The sequence below is a fragment of the Candidatus Thiodubiliella endoseptemdiera genome, from assembly GCF_964212635.1.
Classification (GTDB): domain Bacteria; phylum Pseudomonadota; class Gammaproteobacteria; order PS1; family Pseudothioglobaceae; genus Thiodubiliella; species Thiodubiliella endoseptemdiera.
Window position 1 is genome coordinate 1336132 of the sequence record NZ_OZ156463.1, and the last position, 12268, is coordinate 1348399.

The 12268-nt window shown below is 38.8% G+C and carries 14 protein-coding genes, 1 tRNA gene and 1 pseudogene; 11 read left to right on the top strand and 5 right to left on the bottom strand.

Annotated features, from left to right (window positions below; all coding sequences use genetic code 11):
* Positions 1-169 precede the first annotated feature (169 nt).
* Together AB8525_RS07220 and AB8525_RS07225 are read left to right on the top strand one after the other, a co-directional pair.
* The gene (locus AB8525_RS07220; RefSeq protein WP_369177141.1) at positions 170-1189 is read left to right on the top strand and encodes a hypothetical protein; all 1020 of its coding nucleotides are present in this window, start codon (positions 170-172) and stop codon (positions 1187-1189) included.
* A 156-nt stretch (positions 1190-1345) separates the two neighbouring features.
* Positions 1346-1996 (top strand): transposase, encoded by a 651-nt coding sequence (locus AB8525_RS07225; protein WP_369177143.1) that lies wholly within the window; start codon positions 1346-1348, stop codon positions 1994-1996.
* Positions 1997-2075: 79 nt separating this feature from the next.
* Here AB8525_RS07225 and AB8525_RS07230 read toward each other — a convergent pair.
* Positions 2076-2162 (bottom strand) — tRNA-Leu (locus tag AB8525_RS07230).
* Between the two features lie 78 nt (positions 2163-2240).
* Here AB8525_RS07230 and AB8525_RS07235 point away from each other — a divergent pair.
* Genes AB8525_RS07235 through AB8525_RS07255 form a run of 5 tightly spaced genes read left to right on the top strand, consistent with a single transcriptional unit; the run spans position 2241 to position 6393 of the window.
* On the top strand, positions 2241-2444 hold the full coding sequence (locus AB8525_RS07235; protein WP_369150468.1) for a PP0621 family protein: 204 nt from the start codon (positions 2241-2243) through the stop codon (positions 2442-2444).
* Positions 2441-3103 (top strand): inner membrane-spanning protein YciB, encoded by a 663-nt coding sequence (locus AB8525_RS07240; protein WP_369177144.1) that lies wholly within the window; start codon positions 2441-2443, stop codon positions 3101-3103. Before AB8525_RS07235 ends, AB8525_RS07240 begins: the two co-directional genes overlap by 4 nt.
* Before the next feature lies 1 nt (position 3104).
* The gene (gcvT, locus tag AB8525_RS07245) at positions 3105-4184 is read left to right on the top strand and encodes a glycine cleavage system aminomethyltransferase GcvT (RefSeq protein WP_369177146.1); all 1080 of its coding nucleotides are present in this window, start codon (positions 3105-3107) and stop codon (positions 4182-4184) included.
* Positions 4185-4196: 12 nt separating this feature from the next.
* On the top strand, positions 4197-4571 hold the full coding sequence (gene gcvH, locus AB8525_RS07250) for a glycine cleavage system protein GcvH (protein ID WP_369150472.1): 375 nt from the start codon (positions 4197-4199) through the stop codon (positions 4569-4571).
* A gap of 10 nt (positions 4572-4581) precedes the next feature.
* Positions 4582-6393, top strand: a complete 1812-nt coding sequence (locus tag AB8525_RS07255; protein WP_369177148.1) for a ribonuclease catalytic domain-containing protein — start codon at positions 4582-4584, stop codon at positions 6391-6393.
* On the opposite strand, the gene AB8525_RS07260 is transcribed toward AB8525_RS07255, so the two are convergent.
* Positions 6386-7093 (bottom strand): UDP-2,3-diacylglucosamine diphosphatase, encoded by a 708-nt coding sequence (locus AB8525_RS07260; protein ID WP_369150478.1) that lies wholly within the window; start codon positions 7091-7093, stop codon positions 6386-6388. The two genes, AB8525_RS07255 and AB8525_RS07260, sit on opposite strands and share 8 nt — an antisense overlap.
* Positions 7094-7283: 190 nt before the next feature.
* Positions 7284-7763: pseudogene (locus tag AB8525_RS07265) on the bottom strand (peptidylprolyl isomerase); the annotation flags it as partial.
* A gap of 97 nt (positions 7764-7860) precedes the next feature.
* Here AB8525_RS07265 and rplU point away from each other — a divergent pair.
* The 4 genes from rplU (at position 7861) to fabG (ending at position 10204) form a co-directional block, all read left to right on the top strand.
* Positions 7861-8172 carry a 50S ribosomal protein L21 gene (gene rplU, locus AB8525_RS07270; RefSeq protein WP_369150481.1) on the top strand — a complete coding sequence of 104 codons (312 nt, stop codon included), beginning with the start codon at positions 7861-7863 and terminating at the stop codon, positions 8170-8172.
* A gap of 12 nt (positions 8173-8184) precedes the next feature.
* On the top strand, positions 8185-8442 hold the full coding sequence (rpmA, locus tag AB8525_RS07275) for a 50S ribosomal protein L27 (RefSeq protein WP_369150483.1): 258 nt from the start codon (positions 8185-8187) through the stop codon (positions 8440-8442).
* An 86-nt stretch (positions 8443-8528) separates the two neighbouring features.
* On the top strand, positions 8529-9458 hold the full coding sequence (fabD, locus tag AB8525_RS07280; RefSeq protein WP_369177150.1) for an ACP S-malonyltransferase: 930 nt from the start codon (positions 8529-8531) through the stop codon (positions 9456-9458).
* Positions 9458-10204: a 3-oxoacyl-ACP reductase FabG gene (gene fabG, locus AB8525_RS07285; RefSeq protein WP_369177152.1), complete on the top strand. Its 747-nt coding sequence runs from the start codon at positions 9458-9460 to the stop codon at positions 10202-10204. The genes fabD and fabG overlap by 1 nt, the downstream gene beginning before the upstream one ends.
* Here fabG and tadA read toward each other — a convergent pair.
* Together tadA and guaA are read right to left on the bottom strand one after the other, a co-directional pair.
* Positions 10201-10656 (bottom strand): tRNA adenosine(34) deaminase TadA, encoded by a 456-nt coding sequence (tadA, locus tag AB8525_RS07290; RefSeq protein ID WP_369177153.1) that lies wholly within the window; start codon positions 10654-10656, stop codon positions 10201-10203. The genes fabG and tadA overlap by 4 nt on opposite strands.
* Positions 10647-12221, bottom strand: a complete 1575-nt coding sequence (gene guaA / locus AB8525_RS07295; RefSeq protein WP_369177154.1) for a glutamine-hydrolyzing GMP synthase — start codon at positions 12219-12221, stop codon at positions 10647-10649. The genes tadA and guaA overlap by 10 nt, the downstream gene beginning before the upstream one ends.
* Between the last annotated feature and the right edge of the window lie 47 nt (positions 12222-12268).

The window sequence follows — 12268 nt, forward strand, 5'->3', positions numbered from 1 at the left end:
AACAATATAGCCACGAAAAATCAGTAATAATTATCAAATTTACTAATTTTTGTATTTTTTTTGCAAATAAGTGTTGACATTTAAAAACAAGTGGCTATAATGACACTATCTTACGCAATTTTGCGGGGGATATTTTTTAACAAAAAAGGATAATATAATGAAAAAAATTATGATCGCAGCAGTTGCTGCAACAATGGCGTCAGTTTCTATGGCTGACATTTCTATCACAGGTGACGCGTATATCGCTTATGCTGATAATGGTATTAGTGATGTAAATACTAAAAACGCTAAGCGTGTTAACATCAACTTTAAAGGTAAATCAGGTGCTACAACTGTAATTGCCAGTGCTCGTGGAGATGACCAAGATGTTGACACTCGTACTAGCAAACTCAGCCTTCACCAGTTCTACATTACAACTAAAGTAGGTCCTGTTGATATTAAAGCAGGTGACTTCTATGGCACAGTTGGTTTAGGTGCATTCTCTAAGAGTGAATCTAATACTGATGCTTTAATGTTGTCAACTAAAATTGGTCCTGCTAAAGTTGGCGTGTACACACATGATAGTAAAGATACAACTGGTTCAACAAACATCTTCGCCTCTACTAAGGTTGCAGGTACAACAGTTAAACTTCAACATAATGCTCATTCAACCAAAGGTTGGACCAACTTGATGGCTAAAGGTACTTTTAACGGTATTTCAGTTGCAGCTGAAAACCACGATTCAAAAGAAGGCAAAGATGTAACTTTAATCCATGTTGGTGGTAAAGTAGCTGGTGTTAACTGGGATATCGCACAACTTAAGAACGATAAGACTGCTACTGGATTCGCCTCTGCAAAGAACAACTCTAAGCTTGCACCATTAGGTTCTATGCTTATTGGTACAGGTGCTCGTGGTGGTACAACTACTGCAGCAGCTAATGTTGGTCACTTCTCTAAAATCTTAGGTCTTGCAGTAAAAACTAAGTTAGCGGGTAACACTGTTAAAGCTATCTTTACTAAGAACACATTGTTTGCTAATGCAGTAGCTAGTACCGTTGAAGATAAAGTTACAGGCATGGAGTTAATCCTTACTCGTCCTTTATCTGGTGGTATGTTAACAGCTAACTTAGGCAAAATTAGTGGTGCAAACACTGATAACAAGGCTTTGAACTCTACTAACAAAGGTCTTAGATTTGATGTTAAGTTCTAATCTTAGTTAGAAGTCTGATTTAAAATTTCGGTTTTAAATCTCACTTAAAAAACCCCAGGCGCTAGTCTGGGGTTTTTTTTCACCCCCTTGACAAGGTTCGACCTTGTCAATCCCCCACCCTTGACAAGGTCGAACCTTGTCATTATAATACAAGTTATGGGAACAAGAAAAATACCTTTAACTAATGGCGAGTACTATCATATCTTTAATCGTGGTGTAGATAAGAGAAACATTTTTTCCAACAAAGAACAACTCAATTACTTTTTCAAAAGTATCCCCCTGCTCAATACCACCTCCAAATCCAAAGGCCAATCCCTGACAAGGTTCGACCTTGTCAATGGAGATGAGAAGTTGGTTATTGTTGTTGCTTATGCTTTGTTGCCAAATCATTTTCATTTATTATTAAAACAAAATGTGGATAATGGCATTGCAAAATTTATGCAAAAATTAGGTACTTCTTATACAATGTTTTTTAATAAACAAGAGGGCAGAAATGGGGCTTTGTTTCAAGGCAAGTTCAAATCTAATCATCTTGATGGCGATTTTGCGTTGCCAACGCTATCTGCTTATGTGAATCTAAATCACAAGCATCACAAAATTGATGCTAATAAGAATTTAGTTAAATCAAGCTTATCGGAATATTTAGACACGGATTTTGGCGATGGTATTTGCAGCCAAACTGAGATTGACAACATTATTTGTGAGTCTAACGGCTTAAATGAGTATAAAAAATACATCAAACAAGCATCTATTGCATTTGCAAACAATAAAAATATCATTCTATCCCTCAAAGACTTTGAGTTCTAACCCATTGACAAGGTTCGACCTTGTCAATGGGTTTACTCCAAAAAAAAGCCTGCAATAATGCAGGCTTTTTTTTAATATATGGTGCCCGGGGCCGGAATCGAACCGGCACGCCGATGAAGGCGCAGGATTTTAAGTCCTGTGTGTCTACCAATTTCACCACCCGGGCAATGAATAAATATAGATACATAAAAAGGGGAAATTATATACTAAGCGTGGGTAAAATTCCATTCTTTTGGAGTATGTTATGGGTATTAGATTTATTGCAGTTGTTTTATTGGTATTTTTAGGGTTTTATTTGTTTAAAAAATATAGAAAACCGAGCAGTGTTACGGAGCAACAGCCATCAAGCAATAAGATGGTAGCATGTAGCACTTGTAAAACGCACATTCCTGAGGATGAGGCGATTATGCAAGATGGTAAAATTTATTGTTCTAAGGAGTGTTTATGAAATTTTTATTAGATTTTTTCCCGATTGCGTTATTTTTTATTGTTTATAAAAATAAAACTTTGCATTTTTATCAACAAGAAGGGCTGTATTCCGCAATTATTGCAATGAGTGTTGCGGTATTACTGCAAATTGCCATCACTCGTATTCGTAGCGGAAAATTCGAAAAAGCACAAATAGTAGGCTTAGCATTTTTGCTTGGGTTTGGTGGTTTGACTATTTATATTGATAATCCGATTTTTATTATGTGGAAGGTTAGCGTTTTGTATATTGTTTTTGCCTTAGTTTTAATTGCTAGTTTATGGATTGGTAATAAAAGTTTATTGCAGCGTATGCTGGGTAAAGAGATGCATTTGCCAAATATCATCTGGACTAGGATAACTTGGCTTTGGGGTTTGGGTTTTATTGGCATTGCTATTATTAACGCTTATTATTATGTATTGCCTTCTATTCAGGCAAATGCCAATTTTTTTGGCGATGGAGAGCGTTTTGGTTTAAGTGGGCTTAATTGTCTTGAAAATTCTAAACCAAATTTGTGCTTACTAGCACAACAAGCGGAAGAATCTTGGGTTGACTTTAAACTTTTTGGCACGATGGGGTTGACTTTGGTGTTGATTTTAATCACTGTGGCAATGATATCAAAACACATTAAGGATAAATAATATGATAAAACAAACTCCTTTATATCAGGCACATTTAAATGCTAGCGGGAAAATGGTGGATTTTGGTGGCTGGGAGATGCCACTTAATTACGGTTCACAATTAGAAGAACATAATCAAGTGCGTGATGATGCAGGAATGTTTGATGTGTCGCATATGACAGTGGTGGATTTTAAGGGAGGCGAGGCAAAAAAATTCTTGCAAACTTTGATTGCCAACGATGTGGATAAACTCAAAACGCCAGGCAAGGCACTTTATAGTTGCATGTTGAATGAAGCGGGTGGCGTAGTGGATGATTTAATTGTGTATTATCAAAATGATACGGATTATCGGATGGTGATTAACGCAGGCACGACAGAAAAGGACATTGCTTGGATTAATAGGCAGGCAGAGGGTTTTGATGTGTGTGTTGAGCCAAAACTTGATTTGGCAATGATTGCGGTACAAGGGCCCAATGCACGGGAAAAAGTGTATCAGGCAATGGGGGGTGTAGAGGAAATTTGTGGCGAATTAAAGCCATTTAATGCTGCCAGTGTGGGGAATTTATTTATTGCCAGAACGGGTTATACGGGGGAGGATGGGTTTGAAATTATGTTGCCTGAAAAATCGGCTGAGTTTACTTGGAAAATGTTGCTTGAAGCAGGGGTAAAGCCTTGTGGATTAGGTGCAAGGGATACTTTGCGTTTAGAGGCAGGGATGAGTTTGTATGGTTCGGAGATGAATGAAACGGTGTCTCCTTTAGAGGCGGCGCTGACTTGGACGGTGGATTTATCCAATGAGAACCGTGCTTTTGTTGGTCGTGAGGCGTTGGAAGCCTTAAAAGCACAAGGCACAGAAAAAACCATTGTCGGTTTGGTATTAGAGGGCAAAGGCGTTATTCGTAATCATCAAAAAGTAACGACCAATCTAGGCGATGGCGAAGTAACATCAGGCACATTTTCACCAACAATGGGCAAAGCGATTGCGTTAGCCAGTGTGCCAAAAGGCAGTACAGGATTGTGTGAAATTGAGATGCGTAACAAACAGGTATCGGCTAAAATAGTCAAACCGCCTTTTGTGCGTAATGGAACAATTTTAGTTTAGGAGAATGAGAGTATGAGCGATATTAGAGAGGATAGACAATACACTGAAACCCATGAATGGATTTTGGATAACGGCGATGGCACTTACACAATGGGCATTACCGACCATGCTCAGGCGTTATTGGGTGATATGGTATTTGTGGAATTGCCAGGAGAAGGTGATGAAGTGAGCGCCGAAGACGAGTTTTGCGTGGTAGAATCTGTGAAAGCAGCGAGTGGTGTGTATGCACCGACTGATTTGGAAGTAGTTGAAGCCAATGATGCACTTGATAGTGAGCCAGAATTGGTAAATACCAGTTGTTATGACGACGGTTGGCTGGTGAAATTTAAGGCGGACAGTATTGACGGCTTGATAGACTCAGCGGCATATAGCGAAACACTCGACTAAAAACTTTCTAATGAATAATTCTCTGGTTGCCTACAAGAGCAAACCTGCGCGTATTGCCAATATTATTGAAAGCAAGTTTGAGTTGGAATTTGCCGATGGTTCAACGCTAAAAGTACGAGAAAAAGACTTTCGTTTTATTCACCCTGAATTTACTCAGGTTACTGAAGATTGTTTACAGACAGACTTGTCTATACTGGCAGAATTTCAAGAAGAAACTTTGTCCTTGCAAGAAATTACCGAGTGGTTATTTAATGAATATACTGCACAAAATGCGTGGTGTGTGTGTTTACTGGTGGAAGATGGGCTGTATTTTTATTGGCAGAAAGACAGTATTTTTGTGCGTCCGACTTCGCAGGTTGAAAGCGTGCAAGCCAAGCGAGATGCAGAGAAAATGGTGGCTGAAAGTTTGGCACATTGTATAGATAATTTATCTAAACATACTTTTGATAAACAAGATGAGCCTTATCTAAAAGAGATTAGCCGAGTGGCACTCAACCAATCAAAAACGGCGAAAATTTTAAGCCATATTGGCGTAGAAAATAGCCCTGATGCAGCGTATCAACTGTTGTTGAAAATTAATTATTTTGAACCTAATTTTAATCCGTATCCTGCACGCTTTGACATTCCAAAAGATGAAGAAATTGCCGTGCAAGTGCCAACGATTGAGCGGGTTGATTTAACTCATCTTACTTGTTATGCGATTGACAATGACGGCTCAAACGATGCTGATGATGCGATTAGTATTGAGGGTGATACTTTGTGGGTGCATGTGGCAGATGTGGCAAATATCGTGCCGTCTGGTTCGGACTTGGATGTGTATGCGCAAGAACGGGGTGCTAATTTTTATCTGCCGAATGAGATTATTCATATGTTGCCTGTTTCAGTAACAAAAGCATCGGCATTGGGTGCAAGTGATAAATCAGATGCCTTATCATTCAGTTTTGAATTTGACGGAGAGCATATTAATAATATCAAAGTAATGCAAAGTGTGATTTGTGTGACTAACACCACCTATAATGAAGTGGATGTACTTTTGCAAGAAGGTTCAAATACAGAATTGACACAGATTAAAGCGATTGGCGAGTTACATAAAAAATTTCGTAACAATCAAGGTGCTATCAACCTACATTTACCCAGTGTTGATGTGAATTTCATTGATGGCAAAGTATCTGTTGCCCCACAAGCCACCAGTGATAGCCGTGATTTGGTAGCTGAAATGATGGTGATGGCAGGGCGGGCAATGGCACAATGGACCAGTGAAAACCTTATTCCTGTGCCGTATGCCTTACAAGATAAAGGTTCGTTCACTGAAGAATTTTTAGCCAAAAAAGACAACTTAACATTGAGCGAGTCTTTCTTAGCCATTAAAAATTTTAAGCGTTCAGCCACTTCGGTAAAACCACTCTTGCATTATGGTTTGGGACTATCAGCATATTTACGCGTTACCAGCCCGATGCGTCGCTATTATGATTTACTGGCACATCAGCAAATTATTAATTTTATTAATAATAAGCCAATGTTGTCTGTTGGTCGAATTAAAGAAATTATTGGCTCAGTGAATATGGCGTTAGCAGATGTTGGCAGAGTTGACCGTTTTAGTAAAGACCATTTTAAATGTATTTATTTAATGCAAAATTCCGATTGGACAGGCACAGGTATCGTGGTTGATATACGGGGCGATAAAGCTTTGTTTATGATTCCTGAATTGGGAATGATGGATCAGATTAAGTTTAAAAAATTGCCAGAATTAGACGAAGAAATGCAACTAAAAGTCGGCCGAGTAAATTTAGTAGAAAAATCAGTCAGCTTTAAAGTTATCTAATTTCAAGATGGCTTAATTGTTTGTCAATGACGATGGCATTACCTTTGTCAGTATCCCAATCACCCAAAACAAAACGCGTATATTGCCCACCTATGTGGATATTTTGACGATGCGTGTGTCCGTGAATTAAATCTGCATTTGGGTATTTTTGCATTAATTTATCCGTAGTAGCTTGGCTAACATCCATAATTTCACGGGTTTTATATTGTTGTGCTTCTATGCTTTTATTGCGTAATTGTCCGCTGAGTTTTAGGCGAGTTTGGGTTGGTAGATGCAAGAAAATGAACTTGGTAACCGGGTGTTGTAAAATGGATTTTAATTTTTGATAGTTGGTATCATCAGTGCACAATTCATCGCCGTGAATTAGCACATAATCTTTATATTCAGTTTCAAGCAGGTAAGGGGTTTTTAATAAAACACAACCTGTTTGTTTGACAAATTCATCACCCAGAAGAAAATCACGATTTCCCCCTGTGATAAAAATCTCGGTGGTTTTACTCAGCATTTTTAATACTGAAATAACACTTGAATAAGCATCGATAGATAAATCATCACCCAGCCAAGTATTAAATAAATCACCCAAAATAAAAAGTTGATTCGCCTGAGTTGCCTGTTCTTGACAAAACTTGATAAATAGATTGGTTTTCTCGCTCTCATCAGAAATAAGATGTAAATCTGCAATCAATAAGGTTTGTGGCATAATAACTCAGTTATTTTTTGGCGGCCTTTTTTGTCGTTTTCTTTGCAGCAGGCTTCTTTTTTACTACTTTTTTGGCTACTATTTTCTTAGTAATAGGCTTTTTAGTCACCTTCTTGGTTACGGGTTTTTTGGTGGCAGTTTTCTTTGCCATTGTCTTTTTAACCGCAGGTTTTTTCTTGGCAGCGGTTTTTACAGTCGCTTTTTTGATGATAATCGCGTCTTCTGGCACATCAGCGTGCCCACCTTTATTGCCAGTATTCACTTTATTCATCGCATCAACCACATCAAAACCTTTTATCACTTCGCCAAATACGCAATAGCCCCAGCCATCTTGCCCAGGATAATCTAAAAAACTATTATCTGAAGTATTGATAAAAAATTGTGAACTTGCCGAGTGAGGCATCATTGTTCTTGCCATTGCTACCGTGTATTTGGTATTTTTTAAGCCATTTTTTGCTTCATTTTCAATTTCTTTTTTGGTCGATTTTTCTTTCATTTCTTCGGTAAATCCGCCACCTTGTGCCATAAAGTTTCTAATTACACGGTGAAAAATTGTACCGTCGTAAAAGCCATCTTTGACATAGGCAGTAAAATTTTTAGCAGTTTTTGGTGCTTTTTTGGTGTCTAATTCAATGTGAATATCGCCTATATTAGTTTTAAGAATAATCATATCAATGTGTTTATAGAAAAAATGCAAATTATACCTTTCATAGGTAAGCCCCTTAGCGTATAATTGCCCATTTTTAAGAAACACAAGTAGATTTATTATGTACGCAGTATTTAAAACAGGTGGGCAACAATTTAAAGTTGAACAGGGCACCACATTAAAAGTTGAAAAATTAGAAGTTGAACCAGGCAAGAGCATTACCTTTGACGAGGTGTTAATGGTTGCTGATGGTGATAAGGTTCAAATTGGCGCGCCAACTGTTGCAAAAGCAACTGTTGTGGCAAAAGTAGTTTCGCAAGGCAAAGGTAAAAAGGTACATATCCTTAAATTCCGTCGTCGTAAGCACTCAATGAAGCAACAAGGACACAGACAGTTGTTCACTGAGATTGAAATTACCAAAATTAATTCGTAGGAGAGAAATACCATGGCACATAAGAAAGCAGGCGGTAGTACTAATAACGGTAGAGATTCCGTATCAAAAAGATTAGGCGTTAAAAGATTTGGTGGCCAAGTTGTGTTAGCTGGCAACATTTTAGTGCGTCAAAGAGGCACTAAATTTCATCCAGGCACTAATGTCCGCAAAGGTAAAGACGATACTTTATTTGCAACTGCAGACGGTAAAGTGGTTTTTGCTAAAAAAGGTAAATTTATGCGTCAAACCGTTTCTATTGAAGCTGCATAATTTATTGATTACACAGTATTTAAAAAAAGCACTTTCGGGTGCTTTTTTATTGCTTAAAATAATACCAATAATTTAAAGGACTTATTATGAAATATTCACTTATATTCCCTGGACAGGGCTCACAATCTCTTGGTATGCTGTCTGATTTGGCGGACAACTTTGCTTCGGTTAAGGCGACTTTTGAAGAAGCGAGTGATGTTTTGGGTTTTGACTTATGGAAACTCACGCAAGAAGATCAGGACGGACTTAATCAAACGCAGAATACGCAACCAGCAATGTTGGCAGCAGGTTATGCAACTTATCGAGTGTTGAGCAATGAAATGAATTTATCACCAGTTTGTATGGCAGGGCATAGTTTGGGGGAATATACAGCTTTAGTTGCCGCGGGTTCACTTGGATTTGCTGACGGCATTCAATTGGTTCGTAAGCGTGCAGAATTGATGCAATCTGCAGTGCCTGTGGGTGTAGGTGCGATGGCAGCAATTTTAGGCTTGGATGATGAAACTGTGGTTAAAGTTTGTGCAAATTATCCAGGTGAAGGTGTTGTTGAAGCGGTGAATTTTAATGCTAATGGACAGGTAGTGATTGCAGGTAATAAAGAATCCGTAGATGCAACTTGTGATTTGATGAAAGCAGCAGGTGCAAAACGAGCCGTAGTATTGCCAGTGAGTGTACCTTCACATTGTTCTTTAATGAATAATGCAGCGACTGTTTTTGCAAATGCGGTGCAAAATGTAAATTTTAAGATAGGCAGTGTAGATGTATTGCACAATGTAGATGCAAAAATAGCAATAGATGTAGATGATATGCGTGCTAAATTAGTAGCACAATTACATAAGCCAGTTTTATGGACAGGCACGGTGCAAGCAATGCACAGTATGGGTGTAGAAAAATTGATTGAGTCAGGACCAGGAAAAGTATTAACTGGCTTGACGCGTAGAATTGAAAAAGCATTAACAGTAAACGCTGTTTTAGACACAATAAGCGTTGCAGCAACTTTAGAGGAGATAAAATAATGAATAACCTAATAGGAAAAATCGTTTTAGTGACAGGTGCAAGTCGTGGTATTGGACAAGCAATCGCTTTAACTTTAGGTGCAGCAGGTGCTACCATTATCGGCACAGCAACCAGCGATAAAGGTGCAGATGCAATCAGTGCAACGCTTAAAGAAAACGGTGTTTTAGGTGTAGGAATGGCACTCAATGTTACCAATAATGACCAAATTTCTGAGGTAATGAAATCTATTGCTGATACTTATGGTGTAGTTGATATTTTAATTAACAATGCTGGTATCACTCGTGATAATTTATTGATGCGTATGAAAGAAGATGAATGGGACGATATTATGAATACTAATTTAGCGTCTGTTTATAAAATGTCAAAAGCTGTTTTACGGGGTATGATGAAGAAAAAATCAGGTCGTATTATTTCAATCGCTTCAGTTGTTGGTGCAATGGGTAATGCTGGGCAAACTAACTATGCTGCTGCAAAAGCGGGCATTATGGGTTTTACTAAGTCGCTTGCTCGTGAAGTTGGCACTCGTGGCATTACCGTGAATGCAGTGGCGCCTGGTTTTATTGAAACTGATATGACCAATGCATTACCAGAAGAGCAAAAAGATGCGTTGGCAAAGCAAATTCCGATGGGTAGATTGGGCTCGGTAGAAGAAATTGCTAATGCTGTGTTATTTTTAGCAGGGGATGGCGGTTCATATATCACTGCACAGACGCTTCACATCAATGGTGGAATGTATACAGTTTAGCGACGGTGTTTGAAAAACTGTTGTAATAAATCCCTGCATTCATCAGCGAGTATGCCACCTTCAACTTCAATAGTGTGATTAAAACAATCACTCTTTGATAAGTCTTGGCATGATCCACAAACCCCTGTTTTTTCATCATAAGCACCAAACACAATACGAGAAACTCGGGCGTGAATCATTGCTCCTAAACACATTGTGCAAGGTTCTAAACTGACATATAAAGTCGTGTTCGGTAGGCGGTAATTGCCGAGTTTTTTGCCTGCTTGACGCAATAGTTGAATTTCTGCGTGAGCGGTCGGGTCATTATTTTTGATAGGTTGATTGTGGGCTTGAGCGATGAGTTGTCCGTCTTGGACTAGCACTGCACCGACGGGGACTTCGTCTATTTTTTCAGCGAGTTTTGCTTGTTGGATAGCGAGTGTCATCCATTCTTTATCTGTGGTTATTCCCATTCAATCGTGGCGGGGGGTTTACCTGAAATGTCATACACTACCCGAGAAATTCGGGAGATTTCGTTGATGATGCGATTAGAAACGATGTCTAAAAAATCATACGGTAATCTTGCCCATCGAGCCGTCATAAAGTCAATGGTTTCAACGGCACGCAGGGCAATGACGAAATCATAACGGCGTTCATCGCCAGTAACACCAACTGATTTAATTGGCAAGAATACGGCAAAGGCTTGATTGACTTTATCGTATAAATCATTTTTATATAATTCATCCATAAAAATAGCATCAGCTTCACGCAAAATATCAGCATATTCTGCTTTAACTTGCCCTAAAATACGCACACCTAAACCTGGTCCTGGGAAGGGGTGGCGGTAAAGCATATGGGCAGGAATGCCGAGTTTGACACCGATGGTGCGGACTTCGTCTTTAAATAATTCTTTGAGTGGCTCGACTAATTCAAATGCTAAATCATCAGGCAACCCACCGACATTATGATGAGATTTAATAACTTTGGCTTTGCCTGATTTTGTCCCTGCAGATTCAATCACATCAGGGTAAATCGTGCCTTGTGCTAAAAATTTAATGTCATCAAGATGACGAGCTTCTTCTTCAAATACTTCGATGAAGGCATGACCGATTATTTTGCGTTTTGCTTCTGGCTCGGATTCGTCGGCTAAGGCGTTGTAAAATTTATCTTGGGCGTTGGCACGGATAACTTTCACACCCATATTGTCAGCAAAAGTTTGCATGACTTCATCACCTTCATTCAGTCGTAATAGCCCGTTATCAACGAATACACAAGTGAGTTGGTCACCAATAGCTTCGTGTAACAGCACGGCAACGACAGATGAATCTACACCGCCTGATAGCCCAAGTAAAACATTGCCATCACCAATCTGTTCTTTTAAATTTTGCACCAAATTGGCAATAATATTATCCGTTGTCCAATTTTTTTCACATTCACAAATACCTGTAACAAAGCGATTTAAAATATGTTCCCCTTGTTTGGTGTGTGTAACTTCTGGGTGAAATTGTAAGCCGTAATAATGTTTTTCCACATTCGCAAAACCCGCAATTTCACAATTATCAGTAGAAGCAATCAGTTTAAATCCTTCGGGTAATTTTTGCACTTTAATGCCATGACTCATCCACACATCCAATAGTCCGTGTCCTTCATTATTGGTTTCATCGGCAATATCACCGAGTAAATGTGAGTGATTACGCGCACGCACTTTGGCAAAACCATATTCGTGTTTATCCGCTGACACTGCCAAGCCACCGAGTTGCGTTGCCATCGTTTGCATGCCGTAGCAGATGCCCAATATCGGTATATCAAGGTCAAAAATAATTTTCGGTGCTCTGGCAGAATCATCCAAAGTAACGGTATCAGGACCACCTGAAAGAATGATACCCTTTGGATTAAATGCCTTAATAAAACTGTCGTCAACATCATAAGGAAATAATTCACAATAAACACCGATTTCACGCACACGACGGGCAATTAATTGTGTGTATTGCGAACCGAAATCAAGAATAAGGATTTTATCGTTGTGAATACTTTCCATAATGATTGCTGTAAAAATAAATAGTCTATTTTAATGTAAAATAGCTC

Bases quoted from the DNA above. Each gene is read 5' to 3' on its own strand.
- AB8525_RS07220 (WP_369177141.1), top strand. From the start codon at position 170: ATGATCGCAGCAGTTGCTGCAACAATGGCGTCAGTTTCTATGGCTGAC.
- AB8525_RS07225 (WP_369177143.1), top strand. From the start codon at position 1,346: ATGGGAACAAGAAAAATACCTTTAACTAATGGCGAGTACTATCATATC.
- AB8525_RS07235 (WP_369150468.1), top strand. From the start codon at position 2,241: ATGGGTATTAGATTTATTGCAGTTGTTTTATTGGTATTTTTAGGGTTT.
- AB8525_RS07240 (WP_369177144.1), top strand. From the start codon at position 2,441: ATGAAATTTTTATTAGATTTTTTCCCGATTGCGTTATTTTTTATTGTT.
- gcvT (WP_369177146.1), top strand. From the start codon at position 3,105: ATGATAAAACAAACTCCTTTATATCAGGCACATTTAAATGCTAGCGGG.
- gcvH (WP_369150472.1), top strand. From the start codon at position 4,197: ATGAGCGATATTAGAGAGGATAGACAATACACTGAAACCCATGAATGG.
- AB8525_RS07255 (WP_369177148.1), top strand. From the start codon at position 4,582: ATGAATAATTCTCTGGTTGCCTACAAGAGCAAACCTGCGCGTATTGCC.
- AB8525_RS07260 (WP_369150478.1), bottom strand. From the start codon at position 7,093: ATGCCACAAACCTTATTGATTGCAGATTTACATCTTATTTCTGATGAG.
- rplU (WP_369150481.1), top strand. From the start codon at position 7,861: ATGTACGCAGTATTTAAAACAGGTGGGCAACAATTTAAAGTTGAACAG.
- rpmA (WP_369150483.1), top strand. From the start codon at position 8,185: ATGGCACATAAGAAAGCAGGCGGTAGTACTAATAACGGTAGAGATTCC.
- fabD (WP_369177150.1), top strand. From the start codon at position 8,529: ATGAAATATTCACTTATATTCCCTGGACAGGGCTCACAATCTCTTGGT.
- fabG (WP_369177152.1), top strand. From the start codon at position 9,458: ATGAATAACCTAATAGGAAAAATCGTTTTAGTGACAGGTGCAAGTCGT.
- tadA (WP_369177153.1), bottom strand. From the start codon at position 10,656: ATGGGAATAACCACAGATAAAGAATGGATGACACTCGCTATCCAACAA.
- guaA (WP_369177154.1), bottom strand. From the start codon at position 12,221: ATGGAAAGTATTCACAACGATAAAATCCTTATTCTTGATTTCGGTTCG.